Source organism: Collimonas sp. GW821-FHT07E08, from assembly GCF_059418905.1.
Map to the genome: position 1 here is coordinate 356037 of NZ_JBWKQR010000002.1, position 22941 is coordinate 378977.

Below are 22941 nucleotides of genomic sequence, written 5' to 3' on the forward strand. Positions count from 1 at the left end.
CGTGCCGCCATGGAAACCACTATAGCGATTTGATATCTAAAAGAAAAACAGATTAATTTTGTATAATCTACCTGTTTTATAAGTAGATAACAGATTGGTTGATATTTCCCCTCAGCGATGCTCGCTGTTTCAGACAAAGGCCGGCCCAAGATGCGCCTCACTATCAGGCAGTTGCAGATTTTCCTGGCGATAGCCCACTCAGGCAGCACCACTGCCGCCGCCGAACAGGTCGCGTTGTCGCAATCGGCCGCCAGCGCCGCTTTGAACGAGCTGGAAAACCTGCTGGACTGCCGTCTGTTCGACCGCGTCGGCAAGCGCCTGATCCTGAATGACAACGGTCGCCTGCTGTTGCCGCAGGCGGGGCAGGTGGTGGATGCCGCCAAGACCATAGAGCAGCAGTTCCTGATGCCAGGCATGGCGCAGGGCGGCAGCCTGCAGATCGGTTCCAGCACCACCATCGGCAGCTACCTGCTGCCTTCGCTGGTCGCCGCTTACCGCCAGCAGCATGGCGAGTTGCAAGTGCGGGTGACGATCGCCAATACCGCCGACATCGTCGCCGCCGTGGTCAATTTTGAAGTCGATGTCGGCCTGATCGAGGGCCCCAGCCACGCCGCCGACCTGCAGGTGGAGCCATGGATGGTGGATGAATTGCTGGTGGTCGCTTCGCCGCAGCATGCCTTGGCCGTCAGCGACAAGAAAGCCGGCGTGGCGCAGCTGCGCGAGGCTGAATGGCTGTTGCGCGAGCCGGGCTCCGGCACCCGTGAGGCGGTCGAGCAAGCCTTGCTGCCGCATTTGCATTATTTGCGTCAAAGTTACGAATTCGGCAATTCGGAAGCCATCAAGCACGCAACCGCCGCCGGCCTCGGCATCAGCTGCCTGTCGCATGCCGTGGTGGCCGATTTCCTGCAAAGCGGACGACTGGTGGAGCTGAAGACATCGCTGCCGAGATTGCACCGGCATTTCTACCTGGTCCACAGCAAGCACAAGATCCTGTCGCTGCGGCTGATGCAGTTCCTGGCTTACTGCCGCAGCTGGTCCTGAATAAGTGCTGCTTCCAGCCGCCGCCGCCGGCTATTTTCCTGTCATTGATATCCAAATGGATATCGGTTGTGATAAAAAAGTGATTAGTAAGACTAGCCAAGTGTTTTTACACTGGCTTCGGTATTTATTCTCTTGGGATTGGCGGCGGAAAGCCCTCGGTACAATTTTCTTCTCCATCTGATCAATATCTAAAGCGGTATCGAAAATACGAAAAAATTCATTTGTTTGATATCGATGATGTTCGTAAGATAGTGAGGAATTTCATCAGGAAAGGTCTATATTTACTGTTACCCGGCAACGGCGCGGGCAGTCAATGCAAGTGCATCACAATGTTCAGGCGCAAGATCAAAATAACTAAAGGAGACAAGCTGTGAAATTGATTAAAACAACGGTTGTTGGATTGTTGATTGGCGCGTTCGGCCTAGTGTCCCAGGCAGGCGCACAGGAGAAGGGGCCGATCGGCATTTCGATGCCGACCAAATCTTCCGCGCGCTGGATCGCCGACGGCGACAATATGGTCAAGGTGTTCAAGGAAAAAGGCTACAAGACCGACCTGCAATACGCTGAAGACGACATTCCGAACCAGCTGGCGCAGATCGAGAACATGGTGACCAAGGGCGTCAAGGTGCTGGTGATCGCTGCGATTGACGGCACTACCTTGTCCAACGCTTTGCAAAAAGCCGCCGACAAGGGCATCAAGGTCATCGCTTATGACCGCCTGATCCGCGGCTCCAAGAACGTCGACTACTACGCCACCTTCGACAATTTCCAGGTCGGCGTGCTGCAAGCCGGCTATATCGAAAAGACACTGGGCCTGAAGGAAGGCAAAGGACCGTTCAATATCGAACTGTTCGGCGGTTCGGCCGATGACAACAATGCTTTCTTCTTCTACAACGGCGCGATGTCGGTGCTGCAGCCGTATATCGATAAAGGCAAGCTGGTGGTGCGCAGCAAGCAGACCGGCATGGACAAGGTCTCGACCTTGCGCTGGGATGGCGCGGTAGCCCAGGCGCGCATGGACAACCTGCTCAGCGCCTACTACGGCAACGCCCATGTGGATGCAGTGCTGTCGCCGTATGACGGCATCAGCATCGGCATCCTGTCGTCGCTCAAGGGCGTAGGCTACGGCACGCCGAAGTCGCCGATGCCGGTGGTGACCGGGCAGGACGCTGAAGTGCCGTCGGTGAAATCCATCGTGCGCGGCGAACAGCGCCAGACCGTGTTCAAGGACACCCGTGAACTGGCCAAGGTGACGGTCGGCATGGTGGACGCCATGCTGAGCGGCAAAACGCCTGCCATCAACGATACCAAGACTTATAACAACGGCGTCAAGATCGTGCCTTCCTACCTGTTGAAGCCAGTCAGCGTCGATGTCTCCAACTGGAAGCCGGTGCTGGTCGGCAGCGGTTATTACACCGAAGCCCAGATCAAATAAGCGTCGGCTGGGACGTAGCGATACACAGCGATAAAGAGTCTTGTTTGGCCGGGCCTTGCAATGCGCGAGAGCGCGTTGCAAGGCCCCGGAGTCAGGCGCTGGCGAAGGTTTGAGTATGGCCCCGTTAGGGATTAAGTTGAACATTTGGGCGGCCGTAGCTGGCGCGCTGCTGCGTTGCCCACCGCTTGCAGTGCTCGCACTGCGGCGCGTCGTGCGCCTTGCTTCGCACCAGCTACGGCCGCCCAAATGCCCAACTTAATCCCTAACGGACCCTAAGTGAGGTAACAACAGATGGAAACCATCCTGGAAATGCGCGGGATCGGGAAGACATTCCCGGGAGTCAAAGCATTGGACAATGTCAACCTGGCAGTCCGTAACGGCGAGATCCACGCCGTGGTCGGCGAAAACGGCGCCGGAAAATCCACCTTGATGAAAGTGCTGAGCGGGGTTTATCCGCACGGTTCCTATACCGGCGAGATCCGCTTCGAGGGAATGGCGCGCCAATTCGACGGCATCGCCGACAGTGAAAAAATCGGCATCATCATCATCCACCAGGAGCTGGCGCTGGTGCCGCTGCTGTCGATTACAGAGAATATTTTCCTCGGCAACGAGCAAGCTACAAACGGCGTGATCGATTGGGAAGTCTCCTACGCCAAGACCAAGGAATTGCTGGCCAAGGTCGGCCTGAAGGAATCGCCCAGCACGCTGATCACCAACCTCGGCGTCGGCAAGCAGCAGCTGATCGAGATCGCCAAGGCGCTGTCGAAACAGGTCAAGCTGCTGATCCTCGACGAGCCGACCGCAAGCCTGAACGAAAGCGATAGCGACGCCTTGCTGGACTTGCTGCTGGAGCTCAAGGCGCAGGGCATTTCCTCTATCCTGATTTCCCACAAGCTCAATGAAATTTCCAAGGTCGCCGATTCGATCACGATCCTGCGCGACGGCTCCACGGTCGATACCCTGGATTGCCACAAGGAGGTGATCAGCGAAGACCGCATCATCCAGAACATGGTCGGACGCGAGATGGCGGACCGTTATCCGAAACGCCAGCCGGACATCGGCGAGACCATTTTCGAGGTCAGGCAATGGCAGGTGCATCACCCGATACACCCGGAACGGCAGGTCATCAAGGGCGTTGACTTCAATGTCAGGAAGGGCGAGATCGTCGGCATCGCCGGTTTGATGGGCGCCGGCCGCACCGAACTGGCGATGAGCATTTTCGGCCGCGCCTACGGCCAGCGCATCAGCGGCAAGGTGTTCTTGCGCGGCAAGGAGATCGACGTCAGCACGGTGCAGAAAGCCATCGACAACGGCATCGCCTACGTCACCGAAGACCGGAAAGGCTACGGCCTGATCCTGGACCAGGACATCAAGAAGAACATTACGCTGGCCAACCTCGATGGCGTGGCCGACAAGACCGTGATCGACGAAGGGCGCGAATATTCGGTCGCCGCCGATTACCGGCGCCAGCTGAAGATCCGCTGCTCGAACGTGTTCCAGAAAGTGCTGAACCTGTCCGGCGGCAACCAGCAGAAGGTGGTGCTCAGCAAATGGCTGTTTTCCAATCCCGATGTGCTGATCCTGGATGAACCGACGCGCGGCATCGATGTCGGCGCCAAGTACGAGATCTACACCATCATCGACCAGCTGGCCCGCGAAGGAAAATGCATCATCATGATTTCATCGGAAATGCCTGAACTGCTGGGCATGTGCGACCGCATCTATGTCATGAACGAGGGGAAATTCGTCGGCGAAATGACGGCGGCGGAAGCATCCCAGGAAAAAATCATGCGCGCAATAGTGCGGAATGTGAAGAACGGAGACAATTGAAATGAACCACGATATAGCCGCGCCGGCAGCAAGCGAGAACCGGCCCCAGCCCGCAGCCGAAAAGAAGGAATACAACGGCTTCCTGAAGAGCAACATGCGCGAATACGGCATGCTGATGTCGCTGATCGCGATCATGGCGTTTTTCCAGTACATGACCAGCGGCACCCTGATGCAGCCGCTGAACCTGACCAACCTGGTGCTGCAGAACAGCTACATCGTCATCATGGCGCTGGGCATGCTGATGGTCATCGTGGCCGGCCATATCGACTTGTCGGTGGGCTCGGTAGTCGGCTTCATCGGCGCGCTGGCGGCGGTGCTGATCGTCAACCTGCACATGAATTTCGTACTGGCCAGCATCCTCTGCATCCTGGCCGGTGCCGTGATCGGCGCGGCCCAGGGTTATTGGGTAGCGTTTTTCAAGATCCCGTCATTCATCGTTACCCTGGCCGGCATGCTGGTGTTCAAGGGACTGACGCTGGCGTTGCTGCAGGGGCAGTCGATTGGACCGTTCCCTGACGATTTCCAGATGCTGAGCTCGGGTTTCATCCCGGATCTTTTCAGCGCCACCGATTTGCGCATCACTTCCCTGCTGGTGGGCGTCGCGGTTGCGGCCATCATGATTTTCGTCAAGGTGCGCGCCCGCAACAAGCAGGCCAAGCATGGCATGGAAGATGAGCCGTATGTGTTCTTCATCTTGAAGAACGCCGTATTTGCCGCTGTCATCATTTTCTTCAGCTATCTGCTGGCGTCCTATAAAGGCATGCCGAATGTGCTGATCATCATGTTCCTGCTGATGGTGGTGTATACCTTCGTCGCCAACCGCACCACGATCGGCCGCCGCATCTACGCGGTCGGCGGCAACGAAAAGGCGGCCAAGCTGTCCGGCATCAAGACTTCGCGCGTATCGTTTTACACCTTCATCAACATGGGCATGCTGGCTGCGCTGGCAGGATTGATTTTCGCAGCCCGCCTCAACACTGCCACGCCCAAGGCCGGCACCGGTTTCGAGCTGGACGTGATTGCGGCCTGCTTCATCGGCGGCGCTTCGGCTTCCGGCGGCGTCGGCAAGGTCATGGGAGCGGTGATCGGCGCTTTCGTGATGGGCGTGATGAACAACGGCATGTCGATCATGGGCATCGGCATCGACTACCAGCAGGTGATCAAGGGCCTGGTGCTGCTGGCCGCGGTATTTGTCGACGTCTACAACAAGAACAAATAGCAAGGCGGCTGCGGGTTGCCAGTCATCGTTAGCCGCAGCCGGCAATTTTCCAGATTCCAATTTTATAGCAGGCGTCCGTCCCGATGCGGATGGATGCCGCCCCGACAATTTCAAGAGGAAGCCAAAGATGACTGTCGATAAAAAGCGTCCACTCCGTTCCGCCGAATGGTTCGGCAGCAACGACAAGAACGGCATGATGTACCGCAGCTGGATGAAGAACCAGGGGATTCCCGACCACGAGTTCCAGGGCAAGCCCATCATCGGCATCTGCAATACCTGGTCGGAGCTGACGCCATGCAACGCGCATTTCCGCAAGATCGCGGAACACGTCAAGCGCGGCATTTCGGAAGCGGGCGGGTTCCCGGTGGAATTCCCGGTATTTTCCAACGGCGAATCGAACCTGCGGCCGACCGCCATGCTGACCCGCAACCTGGCCAGCATGGATGTGGAAGAGTCGATCCGCGGCAATCCGATGGATGCGGTGGTGCTGCTGGTCGGTTGCGACAAGACTACGCCAGCCTTGCTGATGGGCGCCGCCAGCTGCGACATCCCGGCGATCGTGGTGACCGGCGGTCCCATGCTGAACGGCAAGCATGAAGGCAAGGACCTGGGTTCCGGCACCGCAGTCTGGCAACTCAGCGAGGCAGTCAAGGGCGGTGAAATCAGCATGCACCAGTTCCTGGCAGCCGAAGCCGGCATGTCGCGCTCCGCCGGCACCTGCAACACCATGGGCACGGCTTCCACCATGGCCTGCATGGCCGAGGCGCTGGGCACATCGTTGCCGCACAATGCGGCGATTCCGGCGGTCGATGCGCGCCGTTACGTGCTGGCGCACATGTCGGGCATGCGGATTGTCGACATGGTGTGGGAAGACTTGCGGCTGTCGAAGATCCTGACCCGCGAGGCATTTGAAAATGCGATACGGGTCAATGCTGCGATCGGCGGCTCGACCAACGCCGTGATCCATCTGAAGGCTATCGCTGCCCGCATCGGCGTGCCGCTGGAACTGGAGGACTGGACCCGCATCGGCCGCGGCACGCCGACGCTGGTCGACCTGCAGCCGTCCGGCCGTTTCCTGATGGAAGAATTTTATTACGCCGGCGGTTTGCCTGGCGTGCTGCGCCGCCTGGGCGAAGCCGGCCTGCTGCCGCACAAGGATGCATTGACGGTGAACGGCAAGTCGCTGTGGGAAAACAACCAGGATGCGCCTATCTACAATGACGAAGTGATCCGCGTCATCGACAAGCCATTGATCGCCGACGGCGGCATCTGCATCTTGCGCGGCAACCTGGCGCCGCGCGGCGCCGTGCTCAAGCCGTCCGCCGCCACGCCGGAATTGATGCAGCACCGCGGCAAGGCGGTGGTGTTCGAGGACTTCGCGCATTACAAGGCGCGCATCAACGATCCCGAACTGGAGGTCGACGCCAGCTCGGTGCTGGTGATGAAGAATTGCGGCCCCAAGGGTTATCCCGGCATGGCCGAAGTCGGCAACATGGGCTTGCCGCCGAAACTGCTGGCGCAGGGCATCAAGGACATGGTGCGCATTTCCGACGCCCGCATGAGCGGCACCGCCTACGGCACGGTGGTGCTGCATGTGGCGCCGGAAGCCGCTGCCGGCGGCCCGCTGGGAATCGTGCAGGACGGCGACTGGATCGAACTGGATTGCGCGGGCGGGCGTTTGCACCTCGATATCAGCGATGCCGAAATGGCGCAGCGCCAGGTGGCAAGGGAGGCGGTGAACGCCGCAGCGGTGACGGCGCACAGCGGATACCAGCGCCTGTACATAGACCGCGTATTGCAGGCCGACGAAGGCTGCGATTTCGATTTCCTGGTCGGCTGCCGCGGTTCGGCCGTACCTAAGCATTCCCACTAAGCATTCTGACCAAGTGCAGTTCAGTCACCGGAGAAACACATGTTGTTGATTCAATTCAAGCAGGCCGACGGCCAGCGCCGGATCGGCGTACTGGAAGACGAGGGCCGTAAGATCCATGTGGTGGAAGGTTTTGCCTCGACTTATGCGCTGGCGCAAGCGGCGATTGCCGGCGGTCGTTCATTGCAAGAGCTTGCCGCTGCCGCGCTTGGCGGCGCCGTGCTGGATTACGCCGAGGTAGCGCAAGCGGGGCGCCTGCTGCCGCCGCTGGACCATAGCGACAGCGCCCACTGCTATGTCACCGGCACCGGCCTGACCCACCTGGGCAGCGCCGACGGCCGCGACGCCATGCACAAGAAAATCAGCGACGTCGACAGCCTTACCGACAGCATGAAGATGTTCCGCATGGGCCTGGAAGGCGGCAAGCCGCAGCCTGGGCAGGCGGGCGTGCAGCCGGAATGGTTCTACAAAGGCGACGGCAGCATCGTCTGCGCCGGCGAACAGGCGCTGACGATGCCGCATTTTGCGCTGGATGGCGGCGAAGAGCCGGAGATCGCCGCGTTGTATGTGATTGCGCCGGACGGCACGCCATGCCGGCTCGGTTTCGCGATCGGCAACGAGTTTTCCGATCACGTCACCGAACGCCAGAATTACCTGTACCTGGCGCATTCCAAGCTGCGGGTGTGCGCAGTCGGCCCGGCTTTGCTGCTGGGCGATTTGCCGCCGCACGTGGAAGGCATGTCGCGCATCCGCGACATCAGCGGCCGGGTCCGCTGGGAAAAACCGTTCGTCAGCGGCGAAGAAAACATGTCGCACACGGTGGCTAACCTGGAATACCACCATTTCAAATATCCGCTGTTCCGTCGCCCCGGCGATGTGCATATCCATTTCTTCGGCACCGCGACCCTGAGCTGTTCGGATGGGATCCAGGTCGCACCCGGAGAAACATTCGAGATCGATGTCGCCGCCTTCGGGCCGCCGCTGCGCAACCGGCTGGCGGTAGAGACCTTGCCTGCGCCATCGATCCGCCAGCTGTAGACTATCCGCTGCGGTTCCGCATCCTGCAACCGCAGCCTTTCATTTTTAGGAAAAGCATGGACATTACAGGCGAATCCCTGATTGGCGCTTCTCGCATCAAAGGCGGCGGCGCTGCCTTTTTTGCTTTCAATCCCGCCACCGCAAGCGACATCGAACCGCAGTTCCATACCGCCGGCAAAGCCGAAATCGATTGCGCCTGCGATCTTGCGCGCATCGCTTTCGACCCTTATCGCGCCACCGCTCCGGAAACGCGCGCCCGTTTCCTGGAAAGCATCGCTGCCAATATCCTGGCGCTCGGCGACCAGCTGGTTGAACGTGCGATGAGTGAAAGCGGCTTGCCGCGCGCCCGGCTGGAAGGCGAACGCGGCCGCACCGTGGGCCAGCTCAAGCTGTTTGCCGAAGTGCTGCGCGAAGGTTCCTGGCAGGATGCGCGCATCGATCCGGCGCTGCCGGAGCGCCAGCCTCTGCCGCGTGTCGACCTGCGCCTGCGCATGATCGCCCTGGGGCCGGTCGCAGTGTTCGGCGCCAGCAATTTTCCTTTGGCGTTTTCCGTTGCCGGCGGCGATACCGCAGCAGCGCTGGCGGCAGGCTGTCCAGTGGTGGCCAAGGCTCACCCGGCCCATCCGGGCACCTCGGAACTGGTTGGCCGTGCGATCCAGCAAGCGGTGGCGGCAGCGGGTTTGCCGGAAGGCGTGTTTTCGCTGCTGACCGGGGTCGGCAACGAGCTCGGCATCGCGCTGGTCAGGCAGCCGGCGATCCAGGCGATTGGTTTTACCGGCTCGCGCCAGGGCGGCCTGGCCTTGATGGCCGCCGCCGCCGCACGGCCGCAACCGATCCCGGTGTATGCCGAAATGAGCAGCATCAATCCCGTATTCCTGCTGCCGCAGGCATTGGCCGGCAAGGCTGAAGCGCTGGCCGCGGCGTTTGTCGATTCGCTGGTGCTGGGCGTCGGCCAGTTCTGCACCAATCCCGGCCTGGTGCTGGCGCTGCAAGGACCGGACCTTGAACGCTTCAGCGCCGCCGCTGCCGCCCAGCTGGCACAGCGCAATGCCGCCACCATGCTGACGGCCGGCATCCATCATGCATATCAAGACGGCGTCAGCCGGCTGTCCGCCAATTCCCGGGTGCGCCAGCTGAGCCAGGGCGTCGCCAGCGATGCCGCCGGCAGCGGCGTGCCGGCGTTGTTCCGCACCAGCGCCCAGGATTTCCTGGCCGATCCGCATTTGTCGGAAGAGATATTCGGGCCGGCATCGTTACTGGTCGCCTGCCGCGACATGGGCGAGATGTTTGCCGTGGCGGAGCACCTGGAAGGACAGCTGACCGCGACCTTGCAGATGGCGGACGGCGACCATGAAACCGTGCGCGGATTGCTGCCCATCCTGGAACGCAAGGTTGGCCGGATCCTGGCCAACGGCTTTCCGACCGGGGTCGAGGTATCGTATTCCATGGTTCACGGCGGGCCGTTCCCGGCGACATCGGACAGCCGCGCCACTTCGGTCGGCACGGCGGCGATCCAGCGTTTCCTGCGCCCGGTTTCGTACCAGAACCTGCCGCAAGACCTGTTGCCGGCCGCTGTCCAGGACAGCAATCCGCTGGCGATCTGGCAGCGCATCAACGGTCAATTGAAAAAATAAGCCGGGCTCATCGGCATAATCCAGGAATAATCCAGGAATAAAACAGGCATAACCCAGGAGTTGACATGTCCGCAGTAAAAGATACGCAGCTGGCGCATTTCCCCAGCCTGAAAGACAAGAATGTATTCATCACCGGCGGCGGCAGCGGCATCGGCGCGGAGATTGTCAGCGCGTTTGCCGGACAGGGCGCGCGCGTGGCTTTCGTCGATATCGAGACCGCGGCCAGCGAAGCCTTGTGCGAGCAGCTGGCCGCCGCAGGCTTGCCCAAACCGCTGTTCCGCCATTGCGACATCCGCGACATCGCGGCTTTGCAGTCGACCATGCAGGAGCTGGCGCAAGCGCTGGGCGATTTCGACGTGCTGGTCAACAATGCGGCCAACGACCAGCGCCACCAGTGGCAGGAAGTCACCGTCGATTACTGGAACGACCGCATCGCCATCAACCAGCGTCCGATGTTCTTTACCTGCCAGGCTGTGGCGCCAGGCATGCAAAAGAAGGGCGGCGGTTCAATCATCAACCTCAGCTCGATCAGCTGGCACCTGTCGAACGGCGGCTATCCGGTGTACACCACGGCCAAGGCGGCGGTGGTCGGCCTGACACGCGGCCTGGCGCGCGACCTCGGGCCGCACAATATCCGCGTCAATACCGTGTCGCCGGGCTGGGTCATGACGGAAAGGCAGATCGCCCTGTGGCTCGACGCCGCAGGCGAGGAAGACATCAAGCGCAACCAGTGCCTGCCTGGAAAGCTGCAGCCTTGGCACCTGGCGCGCATGGTGCTGTTCCTGGCGGCGGATGACAGTGCGATGTGCACGGCGCAGGAATTCATCGTTGACGCGGGTTGGGCCTGAGTGGGCCCGGGTGCTTAGCTGCGCGCATCCTTAGGCTTGTCGCCTAGCGGCCAGTCATGTGATTTTCCTTGGTAGACCGGTCGCGGCTGATGAGTGAAAAATGCCGATACATCCACGGCCTCCTGGTCCGTCAGGGTGCCGCCTTGGCCCAGCGGCATATTGTGCTTGACGAACGCCGCTGCCGTGTAGGTGCGGGCCATGCCGGCGCCGTCGTTGAAGGAGTCGGCTCCCCATAGCGGCGGGAAGGTATAACCGTGCTCGCCGTTTTTCATGCCGGATCCGTCCGCACCATGACAGCTGGCGCATTTGTCTGCGTACACCTGCTTGCCATGGTTTGCATCCGCCTCGAGCTTCTGGTCGATCGCTCCGAAACCTCGTCCCGTCACGCTCACGCCAGTCGGCACGCCGGTCGACAGCCACTGCATGTATGCCAGGATATTCGTCATTTCCGTCGACGTATATGGCAGCGGCTTGCCATTCATCGAGCGTTCGAAGCAATCGTTGATCCGTTCCTGCAAGGAGATCAGCTTGCCGCTGCGCGAGCGGTATTCCGGGAAAACTCCCCAGATGCCGACCCAGGGCGAGGCATTCGCCGTGGCGCCGCCGGCCAAATGGCAATTGGTGCAATTGAGGCCGTTCCCGACATTTTTGGGGAGGCGCTGATGCGTCTCGTTCATCAGCTTCCGGCCTTCCTGAATCGCGCTGCCCCTGGGGCCGGCCGGAATGCTGGATTCCGCTGGCGGCCGTACCTCTGGCACGACCGTCTGCGCGCCCGCATTGCACACAAAGAAGGCGGCCGCGAGAAGCGCCGGAAATCGATATTGTTCCAGTTTTGTGAATTTGCTTGACATTGACCACCCCCATTTTTCTGGTTTTTATCGATGGTAGCGATTCACGATGTTTGTTGCCGCCATCAAGGCTACAGTCTAGTAGATTTGCGCCGCGACATCCCGAATCGTTTGCTGCAGGATTTTCGCGCCCGGGGAAAGTATCTGCAAGCGCCGGGTGATGATGCCGAAACCATCCATCTTGCACGGCAATTCGATCGGCAATATCGCCAGCACATTGACCTGGGCGTAAAAGCGCGCCACTTCGGCCGGCATCACATGCAGGAAATCGGTTTGCTGCAGCAGGCTGCTGATCACCAGGATGGCGGTGGTGTCGACTACGTTGGCCGGCGGCGCCAGGCCATCCTTGTGGAACATCATGTCGACCCGGTGGCGCAGGATGCTGCCCTTGGGCGGCAGGATCCAGCCGGCGTCGGCGATATCCTTCAACTGCAGGCTGGAGACGTGGCGCAAGGGATGGTCGACCCGCGCCACCGCGCATACCGGTTCGTCCGACAACTCTTCGTATTCGAGATTGCGGTTGTCTTCCTGGTCCAGGATGCGCGCCACCAGGAAATCGAGCGAGCCGCGCTGCAGCCGTTCCAGCAAGATGTTGCTGCTCTCGACTTCGACCCCGATGCGCAGCATCGGCGCCTGCTGCTTGAGCCGCGCAATCGCCGGCGGCAGCAGCACCATGCCCGGCGACAGGATCGCACCGACATTGACCTGGCCCGACAGTCCCGATTTCAACGCGGTGATGTCGTCGTGCGCATGCGACAGGCTGGTCAGCGCCATGCGTGAATGGCGGATCATCGCTTCGCCGTAGATGGTCGGACGCATGCCGCGCGGCAGCCGCTCGAACAGCTGCACATCCAGCATGTCTTCCAGGTCCTTGAGCTGCTTGGAGGCGGCCGGCTGCGTCATGTTGAGCGCTTCCGCCGCACGGTGGATATTGCGTTCCTCGTCCAGCGCGATCAGCAAGAGCAGCTGGCGGGTTTTCAGGCGTGCGCGCAGAAACCAGTTGGTGTCGTTGGTGGGCATTGTCGTCTCGCTGGTTGAATTTTTTATACGCCGCTTGCTCATTACCGGATTTTCCCGATTTGGCAGGGCTCTCAAAATGATACCAAATACAGTATTGATGTAGTGGAAAAATTCATTGGATCGATATCAATCGAATCCTTACTATGAGCCCACATTCACGCAGGTCTGCGATTTCCGGATATGGAGGGCAGGCCGGCAGTGGATGAATTCATAATAATTTCAAGGAGACGACAACATGATTTTTTCCAGAAGCCTCGCCGCGGCGGGCCTGTTCGGCCTGATCGCCGCCGCCTGCAGTCAAGCGCAAGCGCAGACCAACGTCACCATATACGGGCGCGTCGATGCCGGCATCGATTTCCAGAGCAGCGTTGCATTGAAGGACGCCAACGGCAACCAGACCGGCGCCACCGGCAGCAAATTCGGCACCTCCGGCAACCAGTGGGGCACCAGCATGTTCGGTTTCAAAGGCACGGAAGACCTGGGCGGCGGACTGGGCGCTTTCTTCCTGCTGGAGTCCGGCTTCAATGCGCCGACCGGGCAGACCAACGGCAGCGCATTGTTCAACCGCCGTTCTTATGTCGGCCTGAGCGGCAGCGCCGGTTCCATCAAGTTCGGCAAGAACCTGTTCATCGTCAACGATGTCTGGTACCTGGATCCGACCGGCCAGCAATTCATCGGCACCGCCAACCTGGTCAAGGGCCGCAACTGGCCGGGCGCCAACAATGTGATCGAATACCAGACCCCGACCTGGAGCGGTTTTAACGCTACCGTGCAAACCAGCCTGGGCGAGCAGGCAGGCTCGACCCGCAACGGCCGCAGCGACGGCGTGTCGCTGGTGTACACCAACGCCGGGCTGGAACTGCGCGCCATCTATGACGTGATCCGCGACGTCAACGGCAAGTACAGCGATATCTATGCGGCGTCCAAGGACCTGATCGTGGGCGGCACTTACACTATCGATGCCTTGAAGCTGTTCGCCGCCTACGAAAACGTTTCGGCGCCAGACAGCATTGCCGGCAGCCCAGACAAGATCCAGCATTACTGGATCGGCGCCAACTACATGCTGACGCCGGCGCTGACCCTGATCGGCGGCGCTTTCCACGCCAAGCTCAACAATGACGGCGGCAGCGGCAACCTGTTCATGCTGGGCGCCAACTACAACCTGTCCAAGCGTACCTTGCTGTACGCCAGCGTCGGCACCGTGCGCAACAAGGGCAACGCCAATTTCTCGGTCGAAATGAGCGGCGACAATCCGCTGGCCGGACATAGCCAGAACGGCGGCTACCTTGGCGTCAGCCATTCTTTCTAGGGCCTGGCTTTGAGGTAAGCTGTCGGTTCTGCTGTAGTACCGCAACGAGGTCGTCAAGACCTCGTTTGCATTTCACGGAGGATGGAGACATGAGCACCGAGATAGCCACCGCCAGCCTGCTGTTCGACGGCAAGCATCTGCTGGGAGAGGGCGTGCTGTGGTGCGGCCGCACGCAACGCCTGTTCTGGACCGATATCCTCGGCGCCAGCCTGTGGTGCCACGATCCGGCCGCAGGCGCCACCCGCAACTGGCCGATGCCGGAGCGGCTGGCGACGTTTGCCTTGACCGAAGACGACGACCGCCTGCTGCTGGGGCTGGCCTCGCAGCTGGCCTGGTTCAGTTTTTCCAACAATGCAGTGACGCCGATTTGCGCGGTCGAAGCAGACCTGCCGCACACGCGGCTGAACGACGGCCGCTGCGATCGTTTCGGCCGCTTCGTGTTCGGCACCAAGAACGATGCTCCCGGCCTGGCGCGCTGCTGCGGTTTCTACCGGCTCAACGCCGACCTGACGCTGGAACGCCTGGCGTTGCCGCAGGTCGCCATCAGCAACAGCATTTGCTTCAGTCCCGACGGCCGCACCATGTATTACTGCGATTCGCCGAGCAAGACGATACGCTGCTGCGACTATGACACCGTCGCCGGCACGATCAGCAATGACCGCCAGTTCGCCAGCTTGCAAGGGCAGCCGGGCGAGCCTGACGGTTCAACCGTCGATAGCGAGGGTTACCTGTGGAATGCCCAATGGGGCGGCCATCGCGTGCTGCGTTTCGCGCCGGACGGCAGTATCGACCGCATGGTCCGGGTGCCGGTGGCGCAGCCCAGCTGTGTGGCGCTCGGCGGAGCAGGCCTGGATACCCTGTACGTGACCAGCGCGCGCGAATCGCTGTCGGCGGCAGCCTTGCTGGCCGAGCCGGCAGCGGGCGGCGTATTCCAGCTGCGCTTGCCCGGTGTGCGCGGTTTGCCGGAAGCCCGCTTCGGCGGCTGACTTTACAGATAGCTGATGGTCATGACCACCGGGCTGACGGTGGCGCCGGCGGCTTGTGGCGCAACGCGCAGGCCGAGCTGGCTGTCGCCTTGCAAGGCCATGCGGTAGGCGGTGGCTTGCTGGTTTCCCAGCGCCTTGCCGTCGCGCGTCAAGGTAACAATGGCCGCGGCCGAACTGGCAGCGGGACCGACGCGCTGGAATGAAACTGCAACGGCGCTGGATTTATCGCAGTGAATGTCAAGTTTTCCGGCATCGAAGCTGCCGGTGCTGCAAGGCGGCTCGACGATATTGCCGGTGAAGTGGATGATGCCGCCGTTGGCGCCGGCCATGGCGCTTGGGGCCAGGGAAAGCAGGGCGGATGCGGCGGCGAGTTTTAACAGGAAGATGTTCATTGTTACCCCTTTAAAGATAGTAAAACCCGCAAATAAATTTCCATGAAGAAATGGTACTACATGGAAATATCAGTTGTCAGTGTTTAACTTGTCTTTATTGAGAGAAACAATAAATCTTGTCTTGAAAAGTCCTTGCCAGAACAATGCCGCGTCCGGCATCTGCCGTCACGCGGCCAGGATGCGCCCGATCGCCGCGCTGTTGACGGCGATTTTTTCACTGTCCTGGTACAGCAGTTCCACCCGCTGCTGCAACGGATGCCAGGCCGGCCATTGCTCTGCCTGGTTGCCTGCCGATGTTTGCGCCGTGAACGGAGCCGCCTCGGAAGGCGGCAAGGGCGCCTTCGGGTCGAGCACCTGTTCCGCCAGTCCCAAGGTCCTGCTGACGCGCGCGGTGGCTGCATCCAGTTCGCCATTGACCGCATCCTGCGGCAAGCCTTCGGCGTTACGCCGCAACAGCATCCGCAGCGCCGCGACGTGGGCGATCACCAGGTAGTTCTGCACGATGAACTGGTTCAGGTTTTCCACCGCGCGATGCTTGCTGGCCGGCTCGTCGAGCATGCGCACCAGGGTCGACACCAGTTCCGAAATGCTGTCGAGGAAACGCTTGCGGCAGACGCGGTAGATGAAGTCGTCGCGCACCTTGCCTTGCAACAGGTTGTTGCCGGCTTCCAGGAAGCGCTGGTTGCTTTTCAAGACATTGCGGATCAGCTGCGGCAGCGTGCGGTATTCCCAGCTCGGCAAGACGAAACTGAACGCGGTGGCGATGGCGGCGCCGATCAGGGTGTCGATCAGGCGCTCGCCGATGACGTGGCCGCTGCTCGGGATCACCAGGTTGATCTGCAGCAGGATCTGCATGCTGGCGGCAATCGCCGTGTAGCGGTACTTGACGTAGATGAAGGCCGGCGCCGCCACGGTCGCCATGAACAGGAAGCCGAGCAGGGCCACCGGTTCGTGCACGAAGCGCAATATCAGCGCGGTCGCCACGCAGCCTATCAGGGTGCCTACCAGGCGGTCGCTGCGGCGTTGCTTGGTCTGGCTGAAGCTGGGTTTGAGGATGATGGCGATGGTCAGCACGATCCAGTAGCCGTGGCCGGCATACGGCAAGGCATCCGCCGCCAGCAGGCCGCAGGAGATCGCCAGGGCCGCACGCACCGCAAAACGGAAAGTCGGCGATTGCCAACGCAGGTTGGAGACCAGCACGCCCAGCTGGTATTTCTGCTGGGTCAGGAACGGCGTCATGTCCTTGCCCATCAGCACCGGCAGCGGCCCCTGCACGCTCTGGGTGGCATGGTGCAGCTGGCCGATCATGTCGATCGCATCGCAGATCTTGGTATACGTGGCGCGCAGGATATCCAAGGCCTCCTCGGACACCTTGCCGGCCAGGCTGTCTTGCTGCAGCTGCTGCAGTTCGCTTTCGATGGAGCGCATCTCGGCCTTGTAGCTGATGCTGGCGAACGAAGCGCGCTTGCGGGTGATGGCGTAGGCGATGGTTTCGATATCCTTGGCCGCCTTGCTGACCAGGTCGCGCAGGTAGGTCAGGACTTCGGCGTCGGCCAGGTGGCGGCGCAGGATGACGTAGTCGGTATGGGTCGACAGGATGTGCTCATACAGGTCGAACATGCCGAAGTGGACCTGCACCAGAATCGCATCTTCCTGGTTCTTCGGATCGCGCAGGATCAGGTCGCGCGAAGCCTGCTGCTTCTCGGCCAGCACGATCTGCTGGCGCACCAGCGTATTGAACTGGCTGTTGAGGTCGACGTGCATGTCGTAGAAATCGGCCTTGATGTTGATATAGCGCGCCAGCTCGAACAAGGCTTCGGCCAGCACCTGCTGCTTGATGCGGCTGCGCAGGAACCACGACACGGTCATCGAATAAGCCAGGTAAGCCAGGCCGCCGCCCAGGAACAGGCCGGTATGGAAAAATGCCTGCTCCACGTTCATCGCGTTTTCCATCGACAGGGTCATCACGAACAGCGCGGAAAACTGCAGGGGCATGGCTTTTTTGCCATACACCACCATCATGCTGGCGAGGAAGGTGACCACCACCAGCATCAGGCTCAGCAGCCAGTGGAACGGCGCGCACAGGCTGATCACCAGGGTGACCACGGTGCATAGCAGCACGCTGGACAGCATTTCATTGAACTTGTGGCGCAGCGTGCTCGGCAGGTCCATCAGGCTGGTCGACAGGGCGCCGATGCAGACCGTCATCGCGGTCGGCAGGTCGCTGAACTGCAGCACCAGCAGGGTCAGCCCCACCACGCCCGTGGCGATCCGCAAACCCGTATAGAAATAATGACTAAAAATAAAGGTGCGCAGATCTAGAGCGTAGTGCATGAGGGGTGTCTTTGCGATAGCCGGCAAGGCTGAAAGTGTACCGCGTTTGCAACAGGAAATCGGGCCGGAAGGTGCAAAAAAGGCATGAGGCCGGGCAGGGCTCCGGGCAGCAGGGTTTTCCTGCGGATTTTTACGGCTTTTTTACACTTTGTTTACACCCCCGCCACGTCTCTTTACGACATTTTTAGAAGCTTCTCTATAGCCTGTCGGTACCGCAACTAATCTGTAACGAGGGTAATGATGGAGCTGGTAATGGATGGAATTTATGTCGGCGCGGTGGTGGCGATGTTTGTCGTCACCTGGGCGCTGGCGGTGGGATGCAAGAAGCTGGAGGATAAGCAATGAACCCGTTTTATGTACTCGGTGCGCTGGTCACCGTGGCGCTGCTGGCGTACCTGGTGGTGGCCTTGTTAAAAGCGGAGGATTTCTGACATGACCTCCCAATCCATCATGTTGCTGATCGCTTTCCTGGCGGTGCTGCTGGTGCTGAGCTATCCGCTCGGCAAATTCATCGTGCAGGTCGCCGCCGGGTCGTCCGACCATGCCCCGGTGCCTGGCTTCGGCTGGTTCAACCGGATCGAGCAATGGCTGTACCGTTGCGCCGGCATTCAGGCCAAATCTGAAATGAACTGGAAGTACTACGCTCTGGCACTGCTGCTGTTCAACACCATCGGCGCGCTGGCGACTTACGGCCTGCAACGCTTTCAGGTCTGGCTGCCGCTGAATCCGCAGCATTTTGCCAACGTCAGTCCCGACTCCTCATTCAACACCGCGGTCAGTTTCATCTCCAATACCAACTGGCAGGGATATGCCGGCGAAGGCACGATGAGCTACCTGACCCAGATGCTGGTGCTGGCAGTGCAGAATTTCTTTTCCGCAGCGACCGGCATCGCCGTTGCGTTTGCCCTGATCCGCGGCTTTTCGCGTCATTCGGCGCAGTCTATCGGCAATTTCTGGACCGACGTCACGCGTTCCACCGTGTATGTATTGCTGCCGCTGTCGGTGATTTTCTCGGTATTCCTGATCAGCCAGGGCGTGATCCAGAATTTCGATTCGTATAAAGACGCCAGCATCGTGCAGTCGCTGGACTATCAGCAGCCGAAAGTCGGCGCCGACGGCCAGCCGGTCAATGACGCAGCGGGCAAGCCGGTGATGGAAGCCGCCAGCACCAAGGTGCAGACTTTGGCGATGGGTCCGGTGGCGTCGCAGGAAGCGATCAAGATGATAGGCACCAACGGCGGCGGTTTCTTCAACGCCAACTCGGCCCATCCTTATGAAAATCCGACACCGCTGTCGAATTTCATGCAGATGCTGGCGATCTTCCTGATCCCGGCGGCGCTGTGCTTCACGTTCGGCTTCATGGTCGGCGACATCCGCCAGGGCTGGGCGGTGCTGGCGGCGATGACGATCATCTTCGTCATCATGACCGCGGTAGTCATGTATGCGGAACAGCAGTCGCATCCCGGCCTGACCGCGATGGGCATCGACCAGGGCCACAGCCTGCTGCAGTCCGGCGGCAACATGGAAGGGAAGGAAACCCGCTTCGGCATCAGCGCTTCAGCCCTGTTTGCAGCGATCACCACGGCGGCATCCTGCGGTGCGGTCAATGCCATGCACGATTCGTTTACCGCATTGGGCGGCATGGTGCCGATGGCCTTGATACAAATGGGCGAAGTGGTGTTCGGCGGCGTCGGTTCCGGCCTGTACGGCATGCTGGTGTTCGCGATCATGGCGGTGTTCATCGCCGGCCTGATGATCGGCCGCACCCCGGAATACCTGGGCAAGAAGATCCAGTCATTCGAGATGAAGATGACGTCGATCGCGATCCTGGCGACGCCGATGCTGGTATTGGGCGGCACCGCGATTGCGGTGATGGCGACGGCCGGCGTGGCGGGCATCCTGAATCCGGGCGCCCATGGCTTCAGCGAAATCCTGTATGCATTTTCTTCCGCAGCCAACAACAACGGCAGCGCGTTCGGCGGCCTGTCGGCCAACACGCCGTTCTATAACGTGATGCTGGCGATAGCCATGTGGTTCGGGCGTTTCATCATCATCGTCACGATCCTGGCGATGGCCGGTTCGTTCGCGGCCAAAAAACGGCTGGAACCGAACTCCGGCACCATGCCTACACACGGCCCGCTGTTTATTGTCTTGCTGATCGGCGTTGTAGTGCTGGTGGGCGTACTGAACTACGTGCCGGCCCTGGCGCTTGGCCCGGTGGTTGAACATTTGCAGATGTTTGCACGGTAAAAATATTTGCGGGACAGAGTTTAAGAGCCACCGCAGCGTGGCGCATTACTCTGTCCTCAACTGATCAAGAGGAACATCATGTCTCGCACTAATCTGACGCTCTTCGATTCCGCGCTCATGGGCCCGGCCATCGTTGCATCGTTCAAAAAACTGGCGCCGCAAACGCAATTGCGCAACCCGGTCATGTTCGTGGTTTATATCGGCAGCATCCTGACCACCTTGCTGTATTTCCAGGCCCTGGCCGGCAAGGGCGAAGCCAGCCCGGCCTTCATCCTGGCGATCTCGGTCTGGCTCTGGTTCACCGTCCTGTTCGCCAATTTCGCCGAAGCGCTGGCGGAAGGGCGCAGCAAGGCGCAGGCGGAATCGCTGCGGGCCTTGAAGCAGACCGTTTCCGCCAAAAAGCTGGAAAACGGCAACAAGCCCAAGGGCCAGCTCAGCAATTGGGCGGCCACCCCGGCCAGCAACCTGCGCAAGGGCGACGTCGTGCTGGTGGAAGCCGGCGACGTGATCCCGGTCGACGGTGAAGTGATCGAAGGCGTGGCCTCGGTTGACGAAAGCGCCATCACCGGCGAATCGGCGCCCGTGATCCGTGAATCCGGCGGCGATTTTTCCGCCGTCACCGGCGGCACCCGGGTGCTGTCGGACTGGCTGGTGGTGCGGGTCTCGGTCAATCCAGGCGAAGCCTTCCTTGACCGCATGATCTCGATGGTGGAAAGCGCCAAGCGGCAAAAGACGCCGAACGAGATCGCGCTGACCATCCTGCTGGTGGCGCTGACCATCGTGTTCCTGCTGGTGACCGTGACGTTGCTGCCGTTCTCGCTGTTTAGCGTGGCCGCAGCCAAGTTCGGCTCCCCGATCACCATCACGGTGCTGGTCGCCTTGCTGGTGTGCCTGATCCCGACTACCATCGGCGCCTTGCTGTCCGCCATCGGCGTGGCAGGCATGAGCCGCATGATGCAGGCCAATGTGATCGCCACTTCCGGCCGCGCGGTGGAAGCCGCCGGCGACGTCGACGTGCTGTTGCTGGACAAGACCGGCACCATCACGCTCGGCAATCGCCAGGCTTCGGCATTCATCCCGGCGCCAGGCATCACCGAACAGCAATTGGCGGACGTGGCTCAGCTGGCGTCGCTGGCGGATGAAACGCCGGAAGGGCGCAGCATCGTGGTGCTGGCCAAGCAGCGTTTCAATATCCGTGAACGCGAGATGAACTCGCTGCACGCCACCTTTGTGCCGTTCACCGCGCAGACCCGCATGAGCGGCATCGATATCGGCGAAGCCGGCAGCGCAGTCGGCAAAGTTCGCGCGATCCGCAAGGGTTCGTCCGAGGCGCTCAAGAACTACCTGCAGGAACTGGGGCAGCCGTTCCCGGCGGAAGTCGCGCACAACGTCGACGACGTCGCCCGCCGCGGCAGCACGCCGCTGGTGGTGGTGGACGAGGGCGTGGTGATGGGCGTGGTCGAGCTGAAGGATATCGTCAAGGGCGGCATCAAGGAGCGTTTTGCCGAGTTGCGCCGGATGGGCATCAAGACCGTCATGATCACCGGCGACAACCGCCTGACAGCGGCATCGATCGCCGCCGAAGCCGGCGTCGACGACTTCCTGGCGGAAGCGACGCCGGAAGACAAGCTCAAGCTGATCCGCAGCTACCAGTCGGAAGGCCGGCTGGTGGCGATGACCGGCGACGGCACCAACGACGCGCCGGCGCTGGCCCAGGCCGACGTCGCGGTGGCGATGAACAGCGGCACGCAGGCGGCGAAGGAAGCCGGCAACATGGTCGATCTCGATTCGAACCCGACCAAGCTGCTGGAGATCGTCGAGATCGGCAAGCAGATGCTGATGACGCGCGGCGCCTTGTCGACCTTTTCGATCGCCAACGATATCGCCAAGTATTTCGCGATTATCCCGGCCGCCTTCATCACCACTTATCCGCAGCTCGCGGCGCTTAACGTGATGCGCCTGGCCAGCCCGTCGTCGGCCATCATGTCGGCAGTGATCTTCAACGCCCTGATCATCGTGGTGCTGATTCCGCTGGCGTTGAAAGGGGTGCGCTACCGCGCAGTCGGCGCCGCTTCGCTGCTGCGCCGCAACCTGCTGATCTACGGCCTGGGCGGCATCATATTGCCCTTTATCGGCATCAAACTGATCGACATGATTCTGTCGGTCATGCACCTGGTGTAATTAGGAGTATAGAAATGAAATCCGCATCCACAACAACGCTGCCGCCGGCAAAACTGACGGTCAATTCAAAAACGGCTTCGTCGCAAGCGGCTTCGCAAGGCGTATTGCGTCCGGCACTGGTGCTGTTCGCCAGCCTGACAGTCCTGTGCGGCGTGATCTATCCGCTGGCCGTGACCGGCATCGGCAAGGCCGTCTTCCCCGACCAGGCGTCAGGCAGTCTGATCGTGCAAAACGGCAAGCTGGTCGGTTCGCGCCTGATCGGCCAGGAATTTTCCGCTCCCAACTATTTCTGGGGACGCCTGTCGGCCACCAGCCCGATGCCATATAACGCCCAGTCTTCCGGCGGCTCCAATTTCGGGCCTAGCAACCCGGCTTTGATCGACGCGGTCAGGGGCAGGGCCGATGCCTTGAAAGCTGCCGATCCTGGCAATGCGCTGCCGATCCCGGTGGACCTGGTGACTGCTTCGGGCAGCGGCCTGGACCCGGAAATCAGCCTGGCGGCCGCCTACTACCAGGCCGGGCGCATTGCACGCGAGCGCAAGCTCAATGTCGATACGGTGCATGCCCTGATCGACAGCCTGCAGCTGCAGCGCAGCCTGGGTTTCTTCGGCGAGCCGCGCGTCAACGTCCTGGCGTTGAACCTGGCGCTCGACCGGCAGCATCCGGCCGCAAACTAAGTTTCACCACCCATTTCATTCCAGAAAGG

Annotated in this window: 18 protein-coding genes; 14 read left to right on the forward strand and 4 right to left on the reverse strand. The window is 60.8% G+C overall.

Annotated elements, in window-relative coordinates:
- The first annotated feature begins 150 nt into the window (after positions 1-150).
- The 8 genes from AC07RZ_RS04115 to AC07RZ_RS04150 all read left to right on the forward strand — a co-directional run bounded on the left by AC07RZ_RS04115 (position 151) and on the right by AC07RZ_RS04150 (position 10915).
- Positions 151-1041: a LysR family transcriptional regulator gene (locus AC07RZ_RS04115; RefSeq protein ID WP_494666994.1), complete on the forward strand. Its 891-nt coding sequence runs from the start codon at positions 151-153 to the stop codon at positions 1039-1041.
- A gap of 376 nt (positions 1042-1417) precedes the next feature.
- The gene (gene chvE / locus AC07RZ_RS04120) at positions 1418-2476 is read left to right on the forward strand and encodes a multiple monosaccharide ABC transporter substrate-binding protein (protein WP_494667041.1); all 1059 of its coding nucleotides are present in this window, start codon (positions 1418-1420) and stop codon (positions 2474-2476) included.
- Positions 2477-2767: 291 nt separating this feature from the next.
- Entirely contained in the window at positions 2768-4306 is a 1539-nt protein-coding gene (gene mmsA / locus AC07RZ_RS04125) for a multiple monosaccharide ABC transporter ATP-binding protein (RefSeq protein ID WP_144738813.1), read from the forward strand.
- Between the two features lies 1 nt (position 4307).
- Positions 4308-5525, forward strand: a complete 1218-nt coding sequence (gene mmsB, locus AC07RZ_RS04130; RefSeq protein ID WP_144738814.1) for a multiple monosaccharide ABC transporter permease — start codon at positions 4308-4310, stop codon at positions 5523-5525.
- 127 nt (positions 5526-5652) lie between these two features.
- Positions 5653-7398: an IlvD/Edd family dehydratase gene (locus tag AC07RZ_RS04135; RefSeq protein ID WP_092396406.1), complete on the forward strand. Its 1746-nt coding sequence runs from the start codon at positions 5653-5655 to the stop codon at positions 7396-7398.
- 39 nt (positions 7399-7437) lie between these two features.
- Positions 7438-8433: an AraD1 family protein gene (gene araD1 / locus AC07RZ_RS04140; RefSeq protein WP_494666995.1), complete on the forward strand. Its 996-nt coding sequence runs from the start codon at positions 7438-7440 to the stop codon at positions 8431-8433.
- A 56-nt stretch (positions 8434-8489) separates the two neighbouring features.
- On the forward strand, positions 8490-10067 hold the full coding sequence (locus AC07RZ_RS04145) for an aldehyde dehydrogenase (NADP(+)) (RefSeq protein ID WP_494666996.1): 1578 nt from the start codon (positions 8490-8492) through the stop codon (positions 10065-10067).
- A 65-nt stretch (positions 10068-10132) separates the two neighbouring features.
- Entirely contained in the window at positions 10133-10915 is a 783-nt protein-coding gene (locus tag AC07RZ_RS04150; protein ID WP_494666997.1) for an SDR family NAD(P)-dependent oxidoreductase, read from the forward strand.
- A gap of 14 nt (positions 10916-10929) precedes the next feature.
- On the opposite strand, the gene AC07RZ_RS04155 is transcribed toward AC07RZ_RS04150, so the two are convergent.
- Entirely contained in the window at positions 10930-11766 is an 837-nt protein-coding gene (locus AC07RZ_RS04155) for a c-type cytochrome (protein WP_494666998.1), read from the reverse strand.
- A 75-nt stretch (positions 11767-11841) separates the two neighbouring features.
- Positions 11842-12783 carry a LysR family transcriptional regulator gene (locus tag AC07RZ_RS04160; RefSeq protein WP_092396532.1) on the reverse strand — a complete coding sequence of 314 codons (942 nt, stop codon included), beginning with the start codon at positions 12781-12783 and terminating at the stop codon, positions 11842-11844.
- Between the two features lie 235 nt (positions 12784-13018).
- On the opposite strand from AC07RZ_RS04160, the gene AC07RZ_RS04165 reads away from it, so the two are divergent.
- Together AC07RZ_RS04165 and AC07RZ_RS04170 are read left to right on the forward strand one after the other, a co-directional pair.
- A complete protein-coding gene (locus AC07RZ_RS04165) occupies positions 13019-14092 on the forward strand; it encodes a porin (protein ID WP_494666999.1) in 1074 nt (357 codons plus the stop codon).
- An 89-nt stretch (positions 14093-14181) separates the two neighbouring features.
- Positions 14182-15078: an SMP-30/gluconolactonase/LRE family protein gene (locus AC07RZ_RS04170; RefSeq protein ID WP_494667000.1), complete on the forward strand. Its 897-nt coding sequence runs from the start codon at positions 14182-14184 to the stop codon at positions 15076-15078.
- Between the two features lie 2 nt (positions 15079-15080).
- On the opposite strand, the gene AC07RZ_RS04175 is transcribed toward AC07RZ_RS04170, so the two are convergent.
- Positions 15081-15470, reverse strand: a complete 390-nt coding sequence (locus AC07RZ_RS04175) for a hypothetical protein (protein WP_494667001.1) — start codon at positions 15468-15470, stop codon at positions 15081-15083.
- A 165-nt stretch (positions 15471-15635) separates the two neighbouring features.
- Entirely contained in the window at positions 15636-17804 is a 2169-nt protein-coding gene (locus AC07RZ_RS04180; RefSeq protein ID WP_494667002.1) for an FUSC family membrane protein, read from the reverse strand.
- 341 nt (positions 17805-18145) lie between these two features.
- On the opposite strand from AC07RZ_RS04180, the gene kdpF reads away from it, so the two are divergent.
- From kdpF to kdpC, 4 genes are all read left to right on the forward strand, one after another.
- The gene (kdpF, locus tag AC07RZ_RS04185; RefSeq protein ID WP_494667003.1) at positions 18146-18235 is read left to right on the forward strand and encodes a K(+)-transporting ATPase subunit F; all 90 of its coding nucleotides are present in this window, start codon (positions 18146-18148) and stop codon (positions 18233-18235) included.
- Position 18236: 1 nt separating this feature from the next.
- Positions 18237-20054: a potassium-transporting ATPase subunit KdpA gene (kdpA, locus tag AC07RZ_RS04190; protein ID WP_494667004.1), complete on the forward strand. Its 1818-nt coding sequence runs from the start codon at positions 18237-18239 to the stop codon at positions 20052-20054.
- A gap of 78 nt (positions 20055-20132) precedes the next feature.
- Positions 20133-22235 (forward strand): potassium-transporting ATPase subunit KdpB, encoded by a 2103-nt coding sequence (gene kdpB / locus AC07RZ_RS04195; RefSeq protein WP_494667005.1) that lies wholly within the window; start codon positions 20133-20135, stop codon positions 22233-22235.
- 14 nt (positions 22236-22249) lie between these two features.
- Positions 22250-22912: a potassium-transporting ATPase subunit KdpC gene (gene kdpC, locus AC07RZ_RS04200; RefSeq protein ID WP_494667006.1), complete on the forward strand. Its 663-nt coding sequence runs from the start codon at positions 22250-22252 to the stop codon at positions 22910-22912.
- Positions 22913-22941 lie beyond the last annotated feature (29 nt).